This window comes from Pseudomonas sp. YA1, assembly GCF_058680555.1.
Genome location: NZ_JBZWBG010000006.1, coordinates 132,661 through 151,180 on the forward strand (window position 1 = coordinate 132,661; position 18,520 = coordinate 151,180).

At 68.6% G+C, this 18,520-nt stretch carries 19 protein-coding genes and 1 pseudogene; 5 read left to right on the forward strand and 15 right to left on the reverse strand.

Annotation, left to right across the window (positions count from 1 at the left end; genetic code table 11):
* Positions 1 to 7 precede the first annotated feature (7 nt).
* The 6 genes and pseudogenes from AC4OR5_RS10180 to AC4OR5_RS10205 all read right to left on the reverse strand — a co-directional run bounded on the left by AC4OR5_RS10180 (position 8) and on the right by AC4OR5_RS10205 (position 4,899).
* Complete coding sequence (locus AC4OR5_RS10180) at positions 8 to 868, reverse strand: SDR family oxidoreductase (protein WP_003109865.1); 861 nt, start codon at positions 866 to 868, stop codon at positions 8 to 10.
* Positions 865 to 1,412 (reverse strand): annotated as a pseudogene (locus AC4OR5_RS10185) (CinA family protein). Before AC4OR5_RS10185 ends, AC4OR5_RS10180 begins: the two are co-directional and overlap by 4 nt.
* 10 nt (positions 1,413 to 1,422) lie before the next feature.
* Positions 1,423 to 1,662: a metallothionein gene (locus AC4OR5_RS10190; protein ID WP_003088895.1), complete on the reverse strand. Its 240-nt coding sequence runs from the start codon at positions 1,660 to 1,662 to the stop codon at positions 1,423 to 1,425.
* 19 nt (positions 1,663 to 1,681) lie between these two features.
* A complete protein-coding gene (locus AC4OR5_RS10195) occupies positions 1,682 to 1,897 on the reverse strand; it encodes a PLDc N-terminal domain-containing protein (RefSeq protein ID WP_023126024.1) in 216 nt (71 codons plus the stop codon).
* Positions 1,898 to 1,972: 75 nt separating this feature from the next.
* Positions 1,973 to 4,495: a DNA ligase D gene (gene ligD / locus AC4OR5_RS10200; RefSeq protein ID WP_058160428.1), complete on the reverse strand. Its 2,523-nt coding sequence runs from the start codon at positions 4,493 to 4,495 to the stop codon at positions 1,973 to 1,975.
* 17 nt (positions 4,496 to 4,512) lie between these two features.
* The gene (locus AC4OR5_RS10205) at positions 4,513 to 4,899 is read right to left on the reverse strand and encodes a response regulator (RefSeq protein WP_023107972.1); all 387 of its coding nucleotides are present in this window, start codon (positions 4,897 to 4,899) and stop codon (positions 4,513 to 4,515) included.
* A gap of 253 nt (positions 4,900 to 5,152) precedes the next feature.
* On the opposite strand from AC4OR5_RS10205, the gene AC4OR5_RS10210 reads away from it, so the two are divergent.
* Complete coding sequence (locus AC4OR5_RS10210; protein ID WP_058160426.1) at positions 5,153 to 5,677, forward strand: hypothetical protein; 525 nt, start codon at positions 5,153 to 5,155, stop codon at positions 5,675 to 5,677.
* Between the two features lie 25 nt (positions 5,678 to 5,702).
* The gene (locus AC4OR5_RS10215) at positions 5,703 to 6,152 is read left to right on the forward strand and encodes a DUF421 domain-containing protein (RefSeq protein ID WP_023126026.1); all 450 of its coding nucleotides are present in this window, start codon (positions 5,703 to 5,705) and stop codon (positions 6,150 to 6,152) included.
* Here the strand turns inward: AC4OR5_RS10215 and AC4OR5_RS10220 are convergent.
* The 8 genes from AC4OR5_RS10220 to AC4OR5_RS10255 all read right to left on the reverse strand — a co-directional run bounded on the left by AC4OR5_RS10220 (position 6,130) and on the right by AC4OR5_RS10255 (position 15,090).
* Positions 6,130 to 7,494, reverse strand: coding sequence for a cation:proton antiporter (locus AC4OR5_RS10220; RefSeq protein ID WP_023126027.1), 1,365 nt, complete (start codon positions 7,492 to 7,494; stop codon positions 6,130 to 6,132). The two genes, AC4OR5_RS10215 and AC4OR5_RS10220, sit on opposite strands and share 23 nt — an antisense overlap.
* A gap of 28 nt (positions 7,495 to 7,522) precedes the next feature.
* Positions 7,523 to 8,047, reverse strand: a complete 525-nt coding sequence (locus AC4OR5_RS10225; protein WP_058160425.1) for a DUF4142 domain-containing protein — start codon at positions 8,045 to 8,047, stop codon at positions 7,523 to 7,525.
* A gap of 139 nt (positions 8,048 to 8,186) precedes the next feature.
* On the reverse strand, positions 8,187 to 9,044 hold the full coding sequence (locus tag AC4OR5_RS10230; RefSeq protein ID WP_023434693.1) for an EAL domain-containing protein: 858 nt from the start codon (positions 9,042 to 9,044) through the stop codon (positions 8,187 to 8,189).
* Positions 9,041 to 9,754 (reverse strand): fimbrial biogenesis chaperone, encoded by a 714-nt coding sequence (locus tag AC4OR5_RS10235; protein WP_058160424.1) that lies wholly within the window; start codon positions 9,752 to 9,754, stop codon positions 9,041 to 9,043. The genes AC4OR5_RS10230 and AC4OR5_RS10235 overlap by 4 nt, the downstream gene beginning before the upstream one ends.
* Positions 9,744 to 11,105, reverse strand: a complete 1,362-nt coding sequence (locus AC4OR5_RS10240) for a fimbrial protein (protein ID WP_003139578.1) — start codon at positions 11,103 to 11,105, stop codon at positions 9,744 to 9,746. The genes AC4OR5_RS10235 and AC4OR5_RS10240 overlap by 11 nt, the downstream gene beginning before the upstream one ends.
* Entirely contained in the window at positions 11,102 to 13,720 is a 2,619-nt protein-coding gene (locus AC4OR5_RS10245) for a fimbria/pilus outer membrane usher protein (RefSeq protein WP_058160423.1), read from the reverse strand. Before AC4OR5_RS10245 ends, AC4OR5_RS10240 begins: the two co-directional genes overlap by 4 nt.
* Positions 13,704 to 14,450 (reverse strand): fimbrial biogenesis chaperone, encoded by a 747-nt coding sequence (locus tag AC4OR5_RS10250; RefSeq protein WP_058160422.1) that lies wholly within the window; start codon positions 14,448 to 14,450, stop codon positions 13,704 to 13,706. Before AC4OR5_RS10250 ends, AC4OR5_RS10245 begins: the two co-directional genes overlap by 17 nt.
* An 88-nt stretch (positions 14,451 to 14,538) precedes the next feature.
* Positions 14,539 to 15,090 carry a fimbrial protein gene (locus AC4OR5_RS10255; protein WP_031637951.1) on the reverse strand — a complete coding sequence of 184 codons (552 nt, stop codon included), beginning with the start codon at positions 15,088 to 15,090 and terminating at the stop codon, positions 14,539 to 14,541.
* An 831-nt stretch (positions 15,091 to 15,921) separates the two neighbouring features.
* Between AC4OR5_RS10255 and AC4OR5_RS10260 the strand changes: the two genes are divergently transcribed.
* Genes AC4OR5_RS10260 through AC4OR5_RS10270 form a run of 3 tightly spaced genes read left to right on the forward strand, consistent with a single transcriptional unit; the run spans position 15,922 to position 18,210 of the window.
* Positions 15,922 to 17,148, forward strand: coding sequence for a phosphoadenosine phosphosulfate reductase (locus tag AC4OR5_RS10260; protein ID WP_003142472.1), 1,227 nt, complete (start codon positions 15,922 to 15,924; stop codon positions 17,146 to 17,148).
* Positions 17,145 to 17,657, forward strand: a complete 513-nt coding sequence (locus AC4OR5_RS10265; RefSeq protein WP_058160421.1) for a GNAT family N-acetyltransferase — start codon at positions 17,145 to 17,147, stop codon at positions 17,655 to 17,657. The genes AC4OR5_RS10260 and AC4OR5_RS10265 overlap by 4 nt, the downstream gene beginning before the upstream one ends.
* Positions 17,575 to 18,210 (forward strand): IbrB-like domain-containing protein, encoded by a 636-nt coding sequence (locus tag AC4OR5_RS10270; protein WP_003142473.1) that lies wholly within the window; start codon positions 17,575 to 17,577, stop codon positions 18,208 to 18,210. Before AC4OR5_RS10265 ends, AC4OR5_RS10270 begins: the two co-directional genes overlap by 83 nt.
* Positions 18,211 to 18,330: 120 nt before the next feature.
* Here AC4OR5_RS10270 and AC4OR5_RS10275 read toward each other — a convergent pair whose 3' ends face one another.
* Entirely contained in the window at positions 18,331 to 18,465 is a 135-nt protein-coding gene (locus AC4OR5_RS10275; RefSeq protein WP_255327030.1) for a nuclear transport factor 2-like protein, read from the reverse strand.
* Positions 18,466 to 18,520: the final 55 nt, after the last annotated feature.

Below are 18,520 nucleotides of genomic sequence, written 5' to 3' on the forward strand. Positions count from 1 at the left end.
GCGCGCCTCAGCCGTTGACCACGGTGCCGCCGTTGACGTGCAGCACCTGGCCGCTGACGTAGGACGAGTCGTTGCAGGCCAGGTAGACGTAGCTGGCGGCCAGCTCCTCCGGCTGGCCGGGCCGGCCCATCGGCGTATCCGCGCCGAAATGGGCGACCTTCTCGGCGCTGAAGGTGGACGGGATCAGCGGCGTCCAGATCGGGCCCGGGGCCACGGCGTTGACGCGGATGCCGCGGTTGACCAGGTTCATCGACAGCGAGCGGGTGAACGAGGTGATCGCGCCCTTGGTCGAGGAATAGTCGATCAGCTGGGGGTTGCCCTTGTAGGCGGTGATCGAGGTGGTGTTGATGATCGCCCCGCCCTTGCCCATCAGCGGCAGGGCCGCCTTGGTCAACTGGAACATGCCGAAGATGTTGGTGCGGAAGGTCTTCTCCCACTGCTCTTCGCTGATGTCCTCCAGGCGCGCCTGCGGATGCTGCTCGCCGGCGTTGTTGACCAGCACGTCGAGGCGCCCCCATTTCTGCCTTAGCGTGTCCACCACCTGGCGGCAGAAGCCGGCGTCGGCGACGTCGCCGGCGAACGCCAGGCACTGGCGGCCGAGCGACTCGATGATCTCGCGGGTCTTCGCCGCGTCTTCGTTCTCATCCAGGTAGACCAGCAGCACATCCGCCTTCTCGCGGGCGAAAGCCACCGCCACCGCGCGGCCGATACCGCTATCGCCACCGGTGACCAGGGCCACCTTGCCCTCCAGCTTGGCCGCCGGACGGTAATCGGCGGAAACGAACTCCGGCTTCGGCTGCATCTCGCTTTCGTGACCGGGGCGCTGGTCCTGGTGCTGCGCCGGCAGGGTCTGTCGCTGTTCGCTCATGGTGGTTTCCTCTCTGTCGGACGCCTCAGGCGCGTTCGCCGCGCAAGGCGCGTTGATGGAATTCGGGCAGGCGCCGCAGCGCCCAGCGGGTGGCTTCCCGGCGCATCCGCGCGGGGTCGCCGTGGAAGCGCTCGCGGCGCGAGAACAGGGCGAGGCCGGCGGGCAACCGGAAGGCCCAGGCGAAGCACACGGTACCGGGCGGGATGCCGTCCTTCGCTTCACTGCCGAGCAACCCCGTGACCGCCAGCGCGGCGCTCGCCGGACTGCGTTGCAGGGCCGCCCTGGCCATGGCCTCGGCGACCTCCACGCTGGTCAGGTTGAAACGCTCCAGGCAGTTCGGGTCGAGCCCCAGCAGGGCAAGCTTGGCCGCCGGCGAATAGACGACGAAGCCGCCTTCCATCACCTTGCCGCTGCCGGCCACTGCCGACAGTTCGGCGCTGATCTGCCCGGCGGTACAGGATTCCGCGGTGATCAGGCTGAGGTCGGCGCTACGCAGGTAAGCCACCAGGCGAGAGGCCTCGTCCGCGAGTTGCAGGTCGGGCATGGCACGCTCCTCAGGGCGAGATCGGGTCGCTGGCGGGAAATGTCTCCTTCAGCGCGTCGTCCAGTTGGCGATCCTCCGCCACCTGGGGCCGGGTGGTGCCGCCACAGGGGCAATCGGCGTCGCCGCACGGCTCGCCCTGGGGGTGGCCGCTGGCGCAGGCCGCGCAGCAATAGTGCTGGCCGTCGCGTTCGACGGCATCGGCGCCGGGCTGGCAGGTGCATTTGGGACAGGCACAGGTTTCGCTGTTCATGGGCAGTCTCCAGTGGGGTTCACTTGCTGTGTTCCGGCGAGGTCACCGGGCGCAAGCCACGGGGGCCGGTCCATCCCCAGAGGACCAGGCCGAGCACGGGCAGGAGCAGGATCAGCAGCGACCAGCCGAGCTTGCGACTGGCGGAGCTGTCGCTGCGGAGCACGCTGTTGATGGCCCAGGCATCCACCAGGAGCAACAGGACCAGCGCCGCGAGGATCAGGTAGGCGGTATCCATCGGGGGCCTCCTCGGCATCTCGTTGCACGGTGGAGGCCCTGTGCGCCGGGGGAGTTCCGCCTTTTTCGCGGACGGTCAGCCGCGCCCGAGCTGGCGCCGCATGGCCGCGCTGATGCGCTGGCGGGTGCCGGCGTAGTCGGCCCAGGGATCGTCGCCGGCGAGTTCGTCGAGGCGCTGCGGCAGACTGCGCAGGTTCCATTGGTTGGCGCCCTGCAGCGAGTCGAGTTCCTCGCGGAACACCGGTACCGACACCGGCAACCCTTCGCGGGCGCGCACCGAGTAGGCGGCCACGGTGCTGGCGCCGCGGCTGTTGCGCAGGTAGTCGACGAAGATCTTGCCGACCCGGTTGCGCGGCCCGGAAACCGCCGAGAAACGCTCCGGCATCAGGCGCGCCAAGTGCTGGGAGATGGCCTGGGCGAAATCCTTGACCTCGTCCCAGCCATGCCGGCGCTCCAGCGGCACCAGCAGGTGCATGCCCTTGCCGCCGCTGGTCTTGAGGAAGGCGCGCAGGCCCAGCTCGTCGAGCAACGTCAGGCTCAGCTGGGTCGCTTCGAGCATGCGCTTCCACGGCAGCGCCGGGTCCGGGTCGAGGTCGAGGACGAAACGGTCGGGCCGCTCCAGGTTGGCCAGGCTGGCGTTCCAGGTATGGAATTCGATGCTGCCCATCTGCACCGCGCCGACCAGCGCCTCGGCGCTGCGGATCTGCAACAGCGGCGGATGACCGGGATCGAGCGCCGGGTCGAGCTGGACGATGCCAGGGATATTCAGGCGCGCCGCGTGCTTCTGGAAGAACAGTTCGCCGCCGATTCCGTCGGGGCCGCGCAGCAGCGACACCGGGCGCTCGCGCAGGTCGCGCAGGAGCAGGTCGGCGTAGCGCGCATGGAACTCGGCGAGTTCCAGCTTGCTGGCCTGGATCGACGGGTCGATCAGCCGCTGCGGATGGCTGATGCGCACACCGGCGGTGGCCGCCCGCGACGCACCGGCGCCGGCCTTGCGCGCGCCGCGCAGCGGCGGCGGGCCGGCGGGACGCTCGCCGGTCACCTCGCGCGCCGGCTTGTCTTCGCGCAAGCCGTGGAACACTGCCTGGCGGATGATCCCGCCACGGGTCATCTGCGCATAGGAAACCTCGCACAGCTGTTGCGGGCGCACCCACTGCACCGACCCGGTCTCGCGCGCCGGCGGCACCTTCGCCAATGGGCTGGAGCGGACCGCGAGGGGTTCCAGGCGCTCACGGACCTTCTTCAGGCTGGCCGCGGTGAAGCCGCTGCCGACCTTGCCGGCATAGCGCAGCCGGCGCTCCTCGTCAGGGCTGTAGAGGCCGAGCAGCAAGGCGCCGATATGCCGGCGAGAGCCCTTCGGCTCGGTGTAGCCGACGATCACGAACTCCTGGCGCAACTGGCACTTCAGCTTGATCCAGTCGTTGCTGCGGCGCGAACGGTAGGCGCTGCCCAGACGCTTGCCGATCACGCCTTCGAGACCGAGCTTGCAGGCGCTGGCCAGCAGGTCGCGGGGGTCTTCCGCGAGCGTCGCGGAGAACCGCAGCGGGTCTTCGTCGCGCCCTTCCAGCAGCGCCTCCAGGCGCGCGCGGCGCTCCTCCAGGGCAACATCGCGCAGATCCTCGCCTTCGTGGTACGGCAGGTCGAAGAGGACGTACAGGATGTTCTCGCCGCGACCTTCCTCGAAGGCGTTCTGCAGGGCCTGGAAGTCCGGTCGGCCCTCCTCGTCGAGGACCACCAGTTCGCCGTCCAGCCAACTGCGCTGCAGACCGAGCCCGGCCAAGGCCTTCTCCAGGTGCGGCAGGCGTTCGCTCCAGTCATGGCCGTTGCGGGTCAGCAGGCGCACGCGGCCGTCTTCGATGCGGCTCATCAGCCGATAGCCGTCCAGCTTGAGTTCGTAGGCCCACTCCCCTCGCGGAGGCTGCTCGACCAGGCTGGCCAGCTCGGGGGCGATCCATTCGGGCATCGGCGTCTTCCCCCCGCTCTTGCCGCGTCGCGCCGGCCTGGCCGCGGGCGTGGCGGCTTCGCCATGGCGGGGCAGCAGCGTACGCTCGCTGAGCACGCTGTCGGGACGCTCCTTCAGCACGTCGAAGCGATCCAGGCTGCGCGCCTCGCCGTCCTTGGCCTTGACCAGGAACCACTGGGGCTGCTTGCCGCGCAGGTTGGTGCGGATCAGGTGCCAACGCCCGGAGAGTTTCTCGCCATCCAGGGCGAAGCTGAGATGGCCCTTTTCCAGGCCCTCGCGCGGATCGTCCAGAGGCGTCCAGGCGCCTCGGTCCCAGACGATGACGTCGCCGGCGCCGTAGTGCCCCTGGGGGATGCTGCCTTCGAAATCGGCATAGTCCAGCGGATGGTCCTCAACCTGCACCGCGAGCCGCTTCACCGCCGGGTCGAGGCACGGCCCCTTGGGCACCGCCCAGCTCTTCAGGGTGCCATCCAGCTCCAGGCGGAAGTCGTAGTGCAGGCGGCTGGCGTCGTGTTTCTGGACGCAATAGCGGAGCAGCCCGGTGCTGTCCTTGCGAGGCTTGCGGCCGCTGGGCTCCGGGGTCTGGCGGAAATCGCGCTTGCGGGCGTACTCGGCGAGCGGCTTGCTGCTGGGCATGGCGGGCTCCTCGGTGGTCAGACGCCGGGGCAGAGCGGCGCGCTGTGCAGGACCAGGTCGATGGCTTTCCCCAGTTCCTCCAGGGTCACCGGCTTGAGCAGCACCGGATAGGGTGCCGCCGGGTCGATGCCGACGCGAGCGCTGTCGCTGAGCAGGATCACCCGCATCCGCGGGCGCACCGGCAGGCTGGTTTCGATGAGCATGCTGCCGCTCAGAGGACCTTCGAGCTGCTCGCTGAGCAGGAACAGGTCGATCACCGCGTCCGAGGCCAGGTGGTCGAGGGCTTCGTCGCGACTCGCCGCGCTGAGCACCGCGTAGCCTCGATCGAGAAGGAATTCCTCGATCCGCCAGAGCTGGTCGGCGTGTTCTTCGAGGACCAGGACGATCTTGTTTTCTCCGTTCACCTTGGTTCTCCCTGTCGGATTGTCAGCAAGGCTCCGCTGCAAGGTTCGCGCCGTCCGCCCCGCTTGCGCCGCAGCAGCGTGACCACGGCGATTGGGCGCGGGTTGATCGCAAAGTGCGATCAGCAGAGTGCCCGGAAGGCGCCCGTTCATCGTGCAGATTGCCCGCCCCGTGCGGACCGCTGGTAAGCCCGCCGGCACCAACCGCCGCGACCGGGGTCCAGCCTGAGAGAGACCGCGAGCGAAGGAACCCGCCATGCGCCCTGCCCCAGACGACGTCGAAGACGACACGTTCGAGCCGCGCGAGTATCCGATCCCGGAGCGCCTGGAAAGCCAGCGCCGCGCCTGGCGTTTCGAACGGGCGGGCCTGTGGGTCCTGCTCGGGGTGATCCTCCTGGCGCTGACCGGGGTGTTCACCGGCGGGCCTCTGAGTTCGCGGACGCTGGTCAGCGACAGCGGCAGGCTGGTCCTGACCTACGAACGCTTCGAACGCAACGGCGCCGCCAGCCGCCTGCGCATCGATCTGCGCGGCGCGCCGGGTGCCGAGGTCGGCGTGCGCCTGGGCGGCGGCCTGCTACAGGCGCACAGCATCCAGAGCCTGCAACCGCAACCGCTGCGCAGTCACAGCTGGCGGGGCGGCCTGGAACTGGAGGGAAGGCTCGACGAAGACGGTCGCCTGAGCCTGTTCCTGACGCTGTTGCCGAACCAGCTCGGCGAAGTCGCCAGTCGACTGGAGTTCGCCGGCGAGAGCCTGGCTTTCAACCAGTTCATCTACCCCTGAGTCATCCGTCCCGAGGAGGCGCACGATGGATTCCGTACTGCGAGCCGCCGCGCTCTACCTGGTCCTGCTGCTGCTCTTCCGCGTCGCCGGGCGGCGTTCCCTGGCCGACATCACCACCTTCGACCTGCTGTTGCTGATGATCATCGGCGAAGCCACCCAGCAGGCCCTGCTCGGCGACGACTTCTCGCTGGTCAACGCGGTGCTGGTGATCGTCACCCTGATCGTCATCGATGTCGGCCTGTCCCTGCTCAAGCTGCGCCATCCGAAGCTCGACACCCTGATCGAGGGCTCGCCGACGCTCATCGTCGAGTACGGCAGACCATTGCACGCGCGCCTGGCCGAAGCCCGCCTGCGCGAGGAAGACATTCTCCTGGCCGCCCGCGAGACCCAGGGCCTGGAACGCATGGAGCAGATCCGCTTCGCCATCCTCGAGAAGAACGGCAAGATCTCGATCATTCCCGATCGCGGCGACTGACGCTGCGCGCGTGGCGCATCAGCAGCGGCTGGATGCTCAGGCCGTGCACGCAGATGCTCAGGGCGACGAGGCTCAGCACCAGGTCGCTGGCGGTATGCGCGAGCGCCGTCGGCAGCCCCTGGTTCAGCGCGTAGCTGAGGTAGTACAGGCTGCCGATGCCGCGGATGCCGAACCAGCCGAGCAGGCGCCGCTGCGCCGGGTGCATCAGCCGTCGGCCGACCAGCAGCCGGACCATCGCCGGCCGGCACACGCAGAACAGCAGCAGCGCCAGCGGCAGCGCGCGCCAGTCCCAGTGCTGGTAGAGCATGGCGCCGAGCAGGGTCACCAGCAGCACTTCCAGCGAGCGCTCCAGCAGGTTGCCGAAGGAGAGCACGTCGAGCATCACCGCGCCGGCCGCCACCTTCGGGTGTTCGCTGCGGTCGGCGCCATACTCGATGGCGCCGCTGGCCTGCCCGGCCTCGCGCACGTCGGCGGCGGCCGCCTGCGCCTCGGCCGGTGCCGAGGCGTGTCCCAGCGTCGCCACCTCGGCGTGGCGCAGGCCGATCCCGGCGGCGAAGCTGGCGAGGAAGCCCCAGCCGCCCAGCGCGTCGGCGCCGACATAGGACAGCGCGATCAGCGCCAGGGCGAGGAAGTCGTTGGCCGACACCGAGGTGTCGGTGTGCCGCGCCCGCAGGTGGATGGCCAGGCGGCCGAGGCCATGGCCCAGGCAATAGCCCACCAGCAATCCGGCGGGGATGGCCCAGAGGACGTCGCGCAGCAGCCAGTCCAGGCCGCTGCGGTCGAACTCGCCGGGCAGGCCGCCGCCCTGACCGATCAGCAGCAGGGCGGCGATGACGAAGGGGAAGGCGATGCCGTCGTTGAGTCCCGCCTCGCCGGACACGGCGTAGCGCAGGCGATCGTCGTCGCCGGCGTGGTTGACCTGGATGTCGCTGGCCAGCACCGGGTCGGTGGGCGCGAGGATCGCCGCGACCAGCAAGGCCAGCCCCCAGTCCAGGCCGAACAGGAAATGCGCGCCCAGGGTCAGGCCGAGGATACAGCCGAGCAGGACCGGTCCGGCCAGCAGCCAGGCGGCGGTCCAGGCCGGCGAGCGCAGCGGCAGGCGCAGCTTGAGGCCGCCGATGAACAGCGAGATCAGCAGGGCCGCCTCGGCGAGGTGTTCGAACCAGCCGCTGATGTCCGCCAGGCCACTGCGCCAGGCATGCAGCCCGGCCGGGCCGATGGCCAGGCCGAACAGCAGGTAGAGGAACGAGGTGCTGACCGGCAGCAGGCGCAGGTAGGCCGAGGCCAGGCCGAGCGTCAGCAGGATGCAGCCCAGTACCAGCAACCACAGGCTGAAGCTCATGCCTGGCCAGGCTCTGCCCGCGGGGGCGTTACTTGGATGGGTGCGCCTTGGCCAGCGCGCGGGCCATTTCCAGGTGGTGCTTCAGGGCCGGCAGGTGGGTCTTGGCGAAGGCCTGCAGTTCCGGGTCGGTGAGGTTGTCTGCGGCCTGGGTGAAGAGTTCCACGGCTTTCTCGTGGGCCGCCACCTGGTTGTTGGCGTAGGCCGGGTCGAAGGAGGCGTCGCGCAGGTCGAGCAGGGTCGCCTTGGCCTTGTCGGTCAGGCTGGCGTCGTCTTCGACCTCCAGTTTCTTGCGCTCGGCCAGGCTGCGCAGTTCGGCGTTGACCTTGCCGTGGTCGTCGATCATCTGCTTGGCGAATACCTTCACATCGGCGGCGGTGCTCTTTTCCAGCGCCATCTTGCCGGCTTCGATTTCCGCCACGCCGGCCGCCGAGGCTTCGCTGACGAAGGTCTGTGGCGCGGTCATGTTCATGTCCTGGGCGTTGGCGAAAGGCAGGGCCAGGAGCAGCAGGAGCCAGGCGGCTCCCTTGAGGGGAAGGCTGATTGTTCTGTTCATGGTCGACTCCGTTGGCGGAACAGGAAGAATGCCGGGCCGTCGGCACGGCGCACCTCGGCATCGTTGCTGCTGTGACGGCGCCGCAGAACGACCGTTCAGATTTTTCGCCGACCGAGCCTGGCTGGGCGCCCTGCCCCGATCACCCCTGGCGGTTCGCCAGCGCCTCGATCCGCGCCCGGCTCTTCGGCCGGCGCACGGACAGCGGCGGCTCGACCCGCATCGGCGGCGCGACCGCGTTGCCCTGGAGATAGACGTCCCCGGTCGGCAGCCGGGCGAACGCATCGTCTTCCTCGAGGCCTTCCAGGACCACGCAGGGCGCCAACTCGCGGCACAGGGCCAGCAGGTGGCGCAACACTTCGGCGCCCTTCGCCGAGCGGCGCGCTTCGCGGGTATACCGGCAGTCGATCTTGATCACGTCGGGACGGGCGTCGAGGACGAAGTCCAGGTTGTTGTGCGCCGCGCCGAAGTCGTCTATCGCGATGCGCACGCCATGTTCGCGCAGGCGCCGGATGAACTCCCGGGTCGCGGCTCTCTCGCCCACGGCGGTCTCGGTCAGCTCCAGCGTCAGCCGTCGAGCCACCTGCGGGCGGGCCGCCAGCCACTGGCAGACGGCTTCCCACCAGGCATCCATCGCCGCGCTCTGGCGCGACAGGTTGCAGGCCAGGCGCAAGGTAGGCTCGGCGTTCAACCGGTCGAGGACCGTGCCCAGCACGCAGCGATCGAGCAGGCGTACCAGGCCGAGCCGCTCCAGCGCCAGGATCAGTTCCTGGGTCGGCAACGGCGGTTCGCCGCTGGCGGCCGTAACCCTGAGCAGGGTTTCCCGGTAGAGCGGTTCCCATTCCGGATGCCCGGCGTGCCGTACGGCCTGCCAGTCCAGGCGTACCCGGCCGCGCGCCAGGGCCACCTGGAAACGCCGGGCCAGGCGCAGGTCGTCGGCCAGGGAGGCGGCAACGGCCGGCGGGTGCTCGTGCTGGCGAGCCTGCGGGGAACTGTTCACTGTAGAGCTTTCCTTTCCCGGCGGCTGACGCCGTTGTCGTCGATCCAGTCGAACGCCACCTCGCCGCGCGTCCCCTCATCGACATGCCCCGGCAAGCCGAGGCGTCGTTGCGAGCGCGGAGCCAGCAGCGTTCCGGGCAGATCCAGGCGCGTCTCCCCTATCTCCAGCGCCAGCCCCGCCAGGGACACGAAGTACGGCGTCGGGTTGTCCACCCGCAGGGTCTCGTCGCGCAGTGCGAAGCCCAGTTCGGCGGCCGCGTCCTCGGCGTGCGGATGCAGGCCGTGCGGGCGGTACAGCACCTTCATCTGGGTTCGCAGGGTGACCGTGAGTCGGGGCCGGCCAGCGGCCTCGGCGGTGGCTTGCGGGGGGATCTCGTAGATGTTCAGCCAGTACAGCGATTCGCGATCCCGTGCCTGGGCCTGGCCGGTAGCCAGCAGGCGCAGGCTGCGCTGGCGTCCCGGCTCCAGGCGGAATACGGGCGGCAGCGGCAGGAACGGAGCCAGCGCGGTATCCGGTTCGCCGTCGAGGGCGCCGTCATCGACCCACGCCTGCACCAGCACCGGGTAGGGATTCTGGTTGACCAGCAGCAACGAGGCCTCGCGCTGGCCCTCCACGAACACCAGGCGGGTGCGCTCCGCGGTCACTCCGGCCTCGCTCGTCGGCGCGAGGCAAAGCATGGCCAGCAGCGCGAGCGCGCGCCTACTGGACACGGATAACCACCTGCGCCGTGGCCTCGACTCGCCCCGCCGTGACGCCGGGCTGGCTGCCGAGCGCGAGTTTCTCCAGGCGCGCGCGGAAGGTTTCGCGGTACAGGTCGATGCCGCCGCTACCGCCGTTGGCCTGGGTCGCGCCACCGATGGCGGGGTACCAGCCGGTGGCCTCGGCGTTGCTGCCGCCGGCGGAGTTCTCGTTGGCCAGGAGCGTCATCGGCGTGCCGTCGCGGTAGATGCGGATGCCGACCCCACGGGCAATGCCCGGCTCCCCGTAACGGTCGGAGAGCAGGTAGGACAGTCCGCCACTGGCGTTGACCAGGCCCAGCGCCGGGCTGGCCGCCAGGGCCCCGCTGGACACGCGGATGCCCAGCGCCGTGGCGCCGGCCCCGGTGCCGTTGGTCATGCCGCTCTGGCACTTGAAGGTGAGTTCGAAGGGCGCCTCGCGCACGCCGCCGCTATCGATCTCGGCCAGGGTGATGGGCGGGAACTGCACGTGCGGGGTGACCGTCATCACCGCGCAGGTGGGATAGCGTTTCAGGGTCACGTAGCGGTACAGGCCGATGGCACCCGGCCAGTTGCTGTACCAGCCGCCCCAGTTGCCGCCCACGTGCGCCTGGCCGACGGTCGGCGCGGTCAGGCCCGGCCCCTTGATGGCGATGTAGGCCGCCGGCTGGGTGTAGGAATAGGGCTGCGAGAGGATCGTCGGCGAGTAGTAGCGGATCGCCTCCAGCGGCGCGCTGTACAGCTCGGCGCGTACCGCTGCGAGGTTCTTCGCCTTGACCAGCTGGAAGCCGCGCGAGTCGATGTCCAGCCCGGAGAGCTGGCGCTCCTTCCAGATCGGCGTGATGGTTTCCCCCGTCTCGACGTTGGTCAGGCGCAGCAGCACGTTGGGCCAGGCCGTCCGGTAGGCATCCTGTAGGCCGATGTCGTTGCCCACCGTGTCGGCGCCGGTGTAGTAGCCGCTATAGAGATCGTCGCCGTTGGTAGAAAACATCTCGTAGACGGCGTCCCCGGCGCTACAGCGGAAGAACACCCGCTCGGGGTCGTAGCCGCCGGTGGCGCCGTACTGGGTCAGCGGCGCCACCGCGCTGGCGATGAGCGTCGGATAGGGCTGGAAACTCTCGTCGCTGACGTTGACCACGCTGGGCAGGCCGAGCGAGCCATTGCAGGTGTCGCAGGCGCCGGTCCAGCTGCCGGCGGTACCTTCGCCGGGGCGGATCTGGGTGGTCGAGGTGGTCGTCTCGCTGCCTACCGAGGTGACCCGGTAGCAGGTTGCCTGGGCGCTGGCGGGAAACCCCAGCGACACGCCGAGGGCCAGCGCGGACGACAGGAGAATCATGTGGTTCATCTGGCGGTCTCCGGGTTGGAATCGATGGCGGCTGCCCGGCAGGTGCCGCGCAGGCGGATCAGCACCTGGTCGCGGGGCGCGCCGGCCAGGTCGTAGGGCAGCTCGCAACGCTCCTGCCGTGCCGTTCCCCATTGCACCAGCAACCTGCCCCGCTGGTTTTCCGCGCGCGCATAGACCTGGCCGCCCTGCCCGACCATGCCGATGGCCGCCCCGCCGTCGTCGACCACCACGGCGCCGAGCGGCAGCACACTGCCGTCCTCGCGCCGTGCTTGGATCAGCAGCGGATGGCCGGTCAGCGTCCTGAACGTCACGCGCACGCTGGCACCGGCGTAGGGCGCGACCTTGCGCTCGGTTTCCAGCAGTTCGGCGTCGGGATCGATGCCAACGGGATCGAGGGAGATCGGGTTGTAGCGATAGGGCGACAGCGAGGGGGCCAGCGCATAGCCGTTGCCGTCGATGCGCGCGCCCTGCCCGCCGCGTATCGCGGCACCGCTGGCGCCCTTGGCCTCGACCAGGGCGAAGGTATCGCCGACGCTGGGGCCAAGGGTCAGCCCGTCGCGGTGGGCGACCAGCGCGCCACGGATGCCGCCGCTGTATTGCCGGTAGCGATCGCCCTGGGCATAGCCGGCATTCACGGTGGCCAGCGCCGTCTGCTTCTGCAACGTGCCGTTCCAGGTGGTGTCGGCGACTTCGCTGTCGCGGTTGGCGGACAGCGCGTAGCTCCAGGTACGCTCGTCGCCCAGCGTACCGTTCAGCCCGGTTTGCAGGCTGCCGCCACGGCTGTCGCCGGAGCGCCGGGTAGCCATGGCGCTGAGCGTCGGCGCCCGACTGGAAGAACCCAGCGGCATGGAGACGCTGAGGGTCAGGGTGTCGTTGCGCTGGCCGCTGCGCCGGTCGCGCCGGAGCAGCTCGACGCCAGGGTCCTGGTCGCCCTGCTCCTGGTAGTAGGTGGTGGTCTGCCGCGACCAGGCGAGGTTGTAGCTCAACTGCCCCCAGGTGTTGGAGTAGCCGAACTGCAATTGGGTGTCGCGGCTCTTGCCGTCGTAGAAATCGCTGGAGGAGCCGGAAAGATAGAGGTTGCCGTAACCGCCGAGGGCCTGGCTCACCAGTAGGTTGAACTGGTTGCGCTGCTTGTAGCTGCCGGAATCCCAGGTGTCCCCGTGGCGCAGTGCGTCGCGCGAGCCGAGCACGTCGCCGAGTTCGCGGTAGCCTTCGGTGGAATAGCGGTAGCCGGCCAGGGTCAGGGTAGTGCCGGTGGGCTGGAAGGTCCGGCTGTAGTCGAGCCCGATGCGCCAGCCCTGCTTGCGCGCGCCATCCTCGACGCGTGCGCTGGAATAGGTGCTGTTCAGGCCGAAGGCGCCGAAGCGGGTGGCGAGGACGCCGCCGCCCAGCATGGCCAGGTAGTCGTCGGCGACACGCAGTCCCAGGTTGGCGGTCAGGGCGTTGCTCATGCCGCGCTGGTAGGTGAAGTCGGCGAACAGGTCGTCGCCGTCACCGTACTGGCGCGCCTGGCCCAGGGTGAAGCTGTAGCGCGACAGGCCAGGACGCATGGACTCCGGGACCGAGGCGAACGGCACGCTGAAGCTCGATACGCTGCCATCGGCTTCGAACACCTGGACATCCAGATCGCCGGCATAGGCGCTATCGTAGAGATCGTCGATGACGAACGGACCGGGGGCGACATTCACCTCGCGGATCTTCCTGCCGTTCTGGCTGATCACCACCCGCGCCGCGGTGGCCGCGGTGCCCCGCACCTGCGGCGCATAGCGGCGCAGGGACTCGGGCAGCATGCGGTCGTCGGTGGCCAGGCTCAGGCCGCGGTAGCCGATGCTGCCGAGCAGGTTGCCGGCGGTGTAGCTCTCCCCCGCCGTCAGTTCGCTGCGCCAGGCCGGCAAGGCGCGCTGGGCATAGGTGCGGATGCTGTTCCACTTGCGCCTGGCCTGCCCGTTGTAGCGGGAATAGGTGTAGTTGGACTGGTGGCGCAAACGCCACAGGCCGAGGTTGATGCCGCTGTTCAGGCCGACATAGGCGTAGTCCGATCGTCCCGATTCGCCGCCGCGGTAGTCGGAGCGATAGAGGTTGGTGTCGTAGTTGACGAAGCCCATGCTGTCGCCGGCGTCCCACTCCTCGGGGCTGACGTAGCCGCGCGGCTTGAGGTCGAGCAAAGCTTGCGGCACCGAGAGGTCCAGGCGCAGGCGGGCGACGTCCAGGCTGAACCGCGAGCCGGGCAGGCGTGCACCGAGAAAGGCGCAGTGGCGCCCGTCGCCGCTCTTGCGCGGATCGTCACCAGGCTTGGCGCCGAGGCGCTGGCGCAGGAAGTCTTCCTCGAGGCAGGGCTCCACCGCGCCGCTGGCGGGGTTGGCGAGGAAACTCACTTCGCTGCGGCTGGCGAAGCGCTCGTTGAGGTAGACATCGACGTGATAGCGACCCGGATCGATCCGACCGTCCTGGTTGAAGCGCGACAGGTCGCCGCCGCCCAGGGAAGAGCCGAGCAACAGGCGATCATCGAATTCGTAGCCGGGCTGGGCATGACCGAAGGCGCTCGCCGCCAGCGCCATGCCGCCCGCCATCAGGGCCGTGCCGGTGCGGCAGCGGCGTTCATGGCGATAGGTCATGACGGATATCCATATGGGCGCCGTAGTCGTTGATCAGCAGCGCGTGCAGGCGCACGCGTCCCGGCGGCAGGGCTTCTCGGGTTTCGGCCTGCCATTCGGCATGGCTGCGCGGCTCCAGCATGCCGCTGCGCAAGCGCCAGCGGCGCTGGCCGACGCTGAGCGTGGCGCTGGCGAACGAGGCGTAGTAGCCGCTCGGGTTGTCCACCCGCACCGCCCAGCCGGCGCTGCGCCGGACCAGTGCGAAACGCAGTTGCCCGGGCAGGTCCTCGGGACGGCCCTGGATGCCCGCCGGGCGGTAGAACAGCTTCAGGCGGTTGCGCAGCATCAGCAGCATCTGGTTCCTGTCCGCATGGCTGTTGTTGCGTGGCGGGATCTGCAGGACGTTGAGATGGAACAGCGATTCGCGGTCGCCCGGCAGGCCCTGCCCGGTGTAGACGATGCGCAGCGTCTGGCCGCTGTCCGGGGCCATGCGGAACACCGCCGGGTTGACCAGGAACGGCGCGTCCGCCTGGTCCGGCGGCGCGTCCGGGGCGTCGATGTCGACCCAGGCCTGGACCACGTTGGGAAACGCATCGCGATTGCTCAGTTGCACGGTCTTCTCCCGCGCCTCGCCGGGGTAGATCACCCGAGTTCCGGTCACCACCACGCTGGCCCGTGCCTGGGCGAAGCTCGCCAGCAGGACGAGCAGAAGCGCCGATGTCCTGCCGGATCGGTACGAATGTCTGGGCATGCGGCTTACCTGGCCGGGTACGGTCCAGCGACCGGACCCGGCTTGAGTGCAGGGAAAAAGGAAGCGGCGGCGCAGGCGCCGCCGACTGTCACTCGTAACGCAGCGTGTAGGTCACGGCGCCGAGGACCGGACCGGCCGTCACGGTCGCCGCTTCGGAGACGTACTGCACCGCGTAGTCGTAGCTGGTGCTGGTGGCTCCGTTGGCGAGCACGATGTCGCCGGCGGACACCGCCGCGCCGCCGGCCAGGTCGACCGGGTTGCCGCCGACGCCGTCGAGTAGTTGCAGCGCCACGCCCGTCGCGCCGCTGGCCGCGGTGTTCACCAGGTTCCCGGCGGCGCTGGGGTTGGTGGCCTGGAACAGGGTGGTGAAGTGCTCGTCGGCCGTCGGCGCGACGCAATCGGTGAGTTGCAGGGTGAAGGCGGTTTCGCCGGCGCTGCGGCCCACTGCGCCATCGAGGGCGCTCACCGGCACACTATCGAGGATCACCGTAGGGTCGGTGAAGCCGTTGACCGCGACCTGGCAGGTCTGGTCGGTCACTTCGCCGCTGAATGTGATAGTGTTTGCCGCCATCGCGGTCCCCGACGCGGCAATCGCCGCAACAGCCAATACCACTGCGCATGGGCTCGAAGTTCTGGTCATGCCTATGTTCCTTGTGTGAGGCAATAATCGTCCACCCGCCTTTTATTTCGGCCGGGATCGCGGTAAAGACTCGAACGAGTTCAAATCGATAATTAGTGGTGCGAACCACCGATATAAGTATCCCGTGCGAAGGCGTCGAGGTGAACGCCGAACGGCGGACTTATAAATCCGTTCGAGTGCCCGTCTTTTGGCGGATTGCCTCGTTTCGCAGCTTCTTCCTCCTGTCCGACGATATTGCAATAGTCGTATTTCCGACTATGAGACTCTGGTTTCCCGGTCTCCCTTGCCGGTCTTCGCCAGCTTGGACTTATAATAAAAACGTCATCCACGAAATGAATGAACGGCGCTATACAATTAATTTTCGAATTGGAAGAGTGCACTTTCCCGATGCTTGACGAACGCCTGCCATAGGCTGTTCCCGAAGGCTGTCCTCGATTGTCCGCAGGCGCTCCTGTTGCGCGCGCGGTGCGCAACGGCGGGCATCCGGGCGATGGGCTGGATAAAGGTCCGTTGAAGAACGACGCCTCTCCGCCACGGCGCGGTATCACTCTTCGGAGAATCCGTCTTGCGACAAGTCAACAACTCGAACGACGGCTTCGCCTAGTATCTGGAAAGTGCATGCACGGCAGTTGCCGGGGCTGTTGGCCGCTGCTCTGCCAAGTGTCTGGGCATATTCCCGCCACCCGCTGATTCAGAGTCCAACGTCGCCGAACGTGCCGGCTGCCGAGACACTCGAAAAATATCCTGGAGAAACTCCGAGACAAACATTGCACATGGACCGTCATCGCAACGGTCTCCCTCAATAGTAATTAGAAGAAGAGGTTCGCACCCATGGCAGGCAAGCATTACCAGGATGCCGATGTGCATGCCGCAACCCTATCCCGCCTCCGACTGGTCTTCCGGAACTTCGAGCGCGTCTGCGTCGCCTTCTCCGGCGGAAAGGACAGCTCGGTCACCCTGCAACTGGCGCTGGACGTGGCGCGGGAGTTGGGGCGCGGTCCGGTGGACGTGCTGTTCATCGACCTGGAGGGGCAGTACCAGGCCACCATCGATCACGTCAGCGAGATGCTCGGGCGTCCCGACGTACGCCCCTGGTGGGTCTGCCTGCCGCTCAACCTGCGCAACGCCTCCAGCCTGGAGGAGCCCTACTGGTGCTGCTGGGAGCCCGGCGCCGAAGCCGACTGGGTACGCCCGCTGCCGAAGCACCCAGGGGTGATCAGCGACCCGGGGTTCTTTCCCTTCTACCGCTACCGCATGGAATTCGAGGAGTTCGTCGCCGGCTTCAACGCCTGGCTGGCCAGGGAAGAGCCTACCGCGTTCCTGGTCGGCATCCGTTCGGACGAATCGCTCAACCGCTACCTGGCGGTCAAGCGCAGGAGCCGGGCGAAACAGTGCGCCTGGACGCCGCCGGGCGGCTCCGCGCCGCTGGCCTGGAGCGCACGCGACCGGGCCAACCCGCAGGCGGTGAGCTTCTTCCCAATCTACGACTGGCGTTTCGAGGACCTCTGGCGCTGCGTCGCCGACCACGGCTACGCCTACAACCGCCTCTACGACCAGATGTACCGCGCCGGCGTGCCGTTCTCGCAGATGCGCATCTGCCAGCCCTACGGCGACGACCAGCGCAAGGGCCTCGACCTGTTCCACCGGATCGAGCCGCGCACCTGGTTCCGTGTGGTCCGACGCGTCGCCGGCGCCAACTACGGGGCACGCTATTGTCGCCAGCGCTTCCTCGGCTACCGCGGCGGCCTTGGCCTGCCGCCCTCCTTCGGCACCTGGCGCGAGTACAGCCAGTTCCTCCTGCGCAGCATGCCGCCGCCCCTGCGCGGCATCTACCAGCGGCGCATCGAGCGTTTCATCCTCTGGTGGAAGCAGCACGACTATCCCCTTGCCATCTGGCCGGACGCGGGGATCCCGGCCCTGGAGAATCGTCGCAAGCAGCCGTCCTGGCGGCGTATCGCGCTGTCCCTGCTGAAGCAGGACATGGCCCGCTCGCTGTCCTTCGGCTTCGCCCAGACCGATATCGACAGACTGGTCCCCGGCCGGGAGAAGCCCTCGTGATCCGCCCGCAGGACTGCGAGATCCTGCAATGGCGTTCGCTCGACGACGAGGCCGCCTTCTTCGCCTGCATGGGCCGTTTCTTCGCCAGCGCCCGGGTGCGCCGCGAATGCGGCGGCTACCCGCTGAGCGACGGTCCCTACCACCGCTGGTTCGTGCTCCGTCGCCAGGGAGACACGCGGGTACTGGGCTTCGTCAGCCTGGAGCAGCACCCCGACGTGGTTCGCCTGCGCGATGCCTACCTGCGCGCGGAAGCGCGCGGGCGCGGGCTGTTCCGGACCCTGCGCGAACAGGTCCTCGGGCATGTCGACCAACTCGGGCTGGCCTGTACCACCCGCGCGCCCCAGGCCTGCGCGCGCCTTCTCGAACCGCACGGCTTTGCCGTGCATTCCACCCGGGGTAGCTGGGTGACGCTCATGAGGAAAGCCAATGGCACAGACAAAGACACTGACGGAGCGGGCCGAGGCGCTGTTCGGCGAACTGCACGGGTTGCCGCTTGCCGAGCGGATTGAAGCCATCAACCGGATCCGCCGCCTGCTCCACGCGCACAGTCCGTTCGCCGAAGAGCCGGTCGATTGCGTGCAGTGGGTGCCTGCCGAGCGCGTCGCCGGCAACGACTACAACCCCAATACCGTCGCGCCGCCGGAGATGCGACTGCTGAGGCTGTCCATCGAGTCCGACGGATTCACCCAGCCCATCGTCGCCTATCCGCAGGCCGACGGGCGCTACGAGGTGGTCGACGGCTTCCACCGCCTGCGCGTGGGCAGCGCCAAGGGCGCGCTGCGCCAGCGTCTGCACGGCTACCTGCCGATCGCCGCGATACGCGCCGGGCGCGAAGGCGACAGCGAGCGCATCGCCGCCACCATCCGCCACAACCGCGCACGCGGCGTGCACGGTGTGTTGCCGATGACGGCGATCGTGGTGACCCTGCTCAAGGCCGGCTGGAGCGAGGCCGACGTGGCCCGCGAACTGGGCATGGACAATGACGAGGTGCTGCGTTTCAAGCAGGTATCGGGATTGCCGGGGCTGTTCCGCGATCATGAATACTCGACCTCCTGGGAATAGCGCCGCCCGGAGGCGCGGGGCCGGGCACGTCTCAGAGTTCGACAGGCTGCCCGTCCGGGTCGCTGTGGAGGGTCCAGTGGCGGTCGAAGCGGTGCCGAAGGTGTCCTCCATGAACTGGCATTAGACGATCTGGCCGTCGCGGACTTTGGCCAGGATCGAGAACGGCGAGGTCATGGTCTTGCCGACCACCCGGGAGCGATAGGTGGAACGGCCGAACGCCGCGACGCGCTCGTCCGCGGCGGAGATGTCGAGCACTTCGATGGGGGGCGGGACATACAGGGGCTCCTTTGGGTCAGGTCGGCCGCAGGAC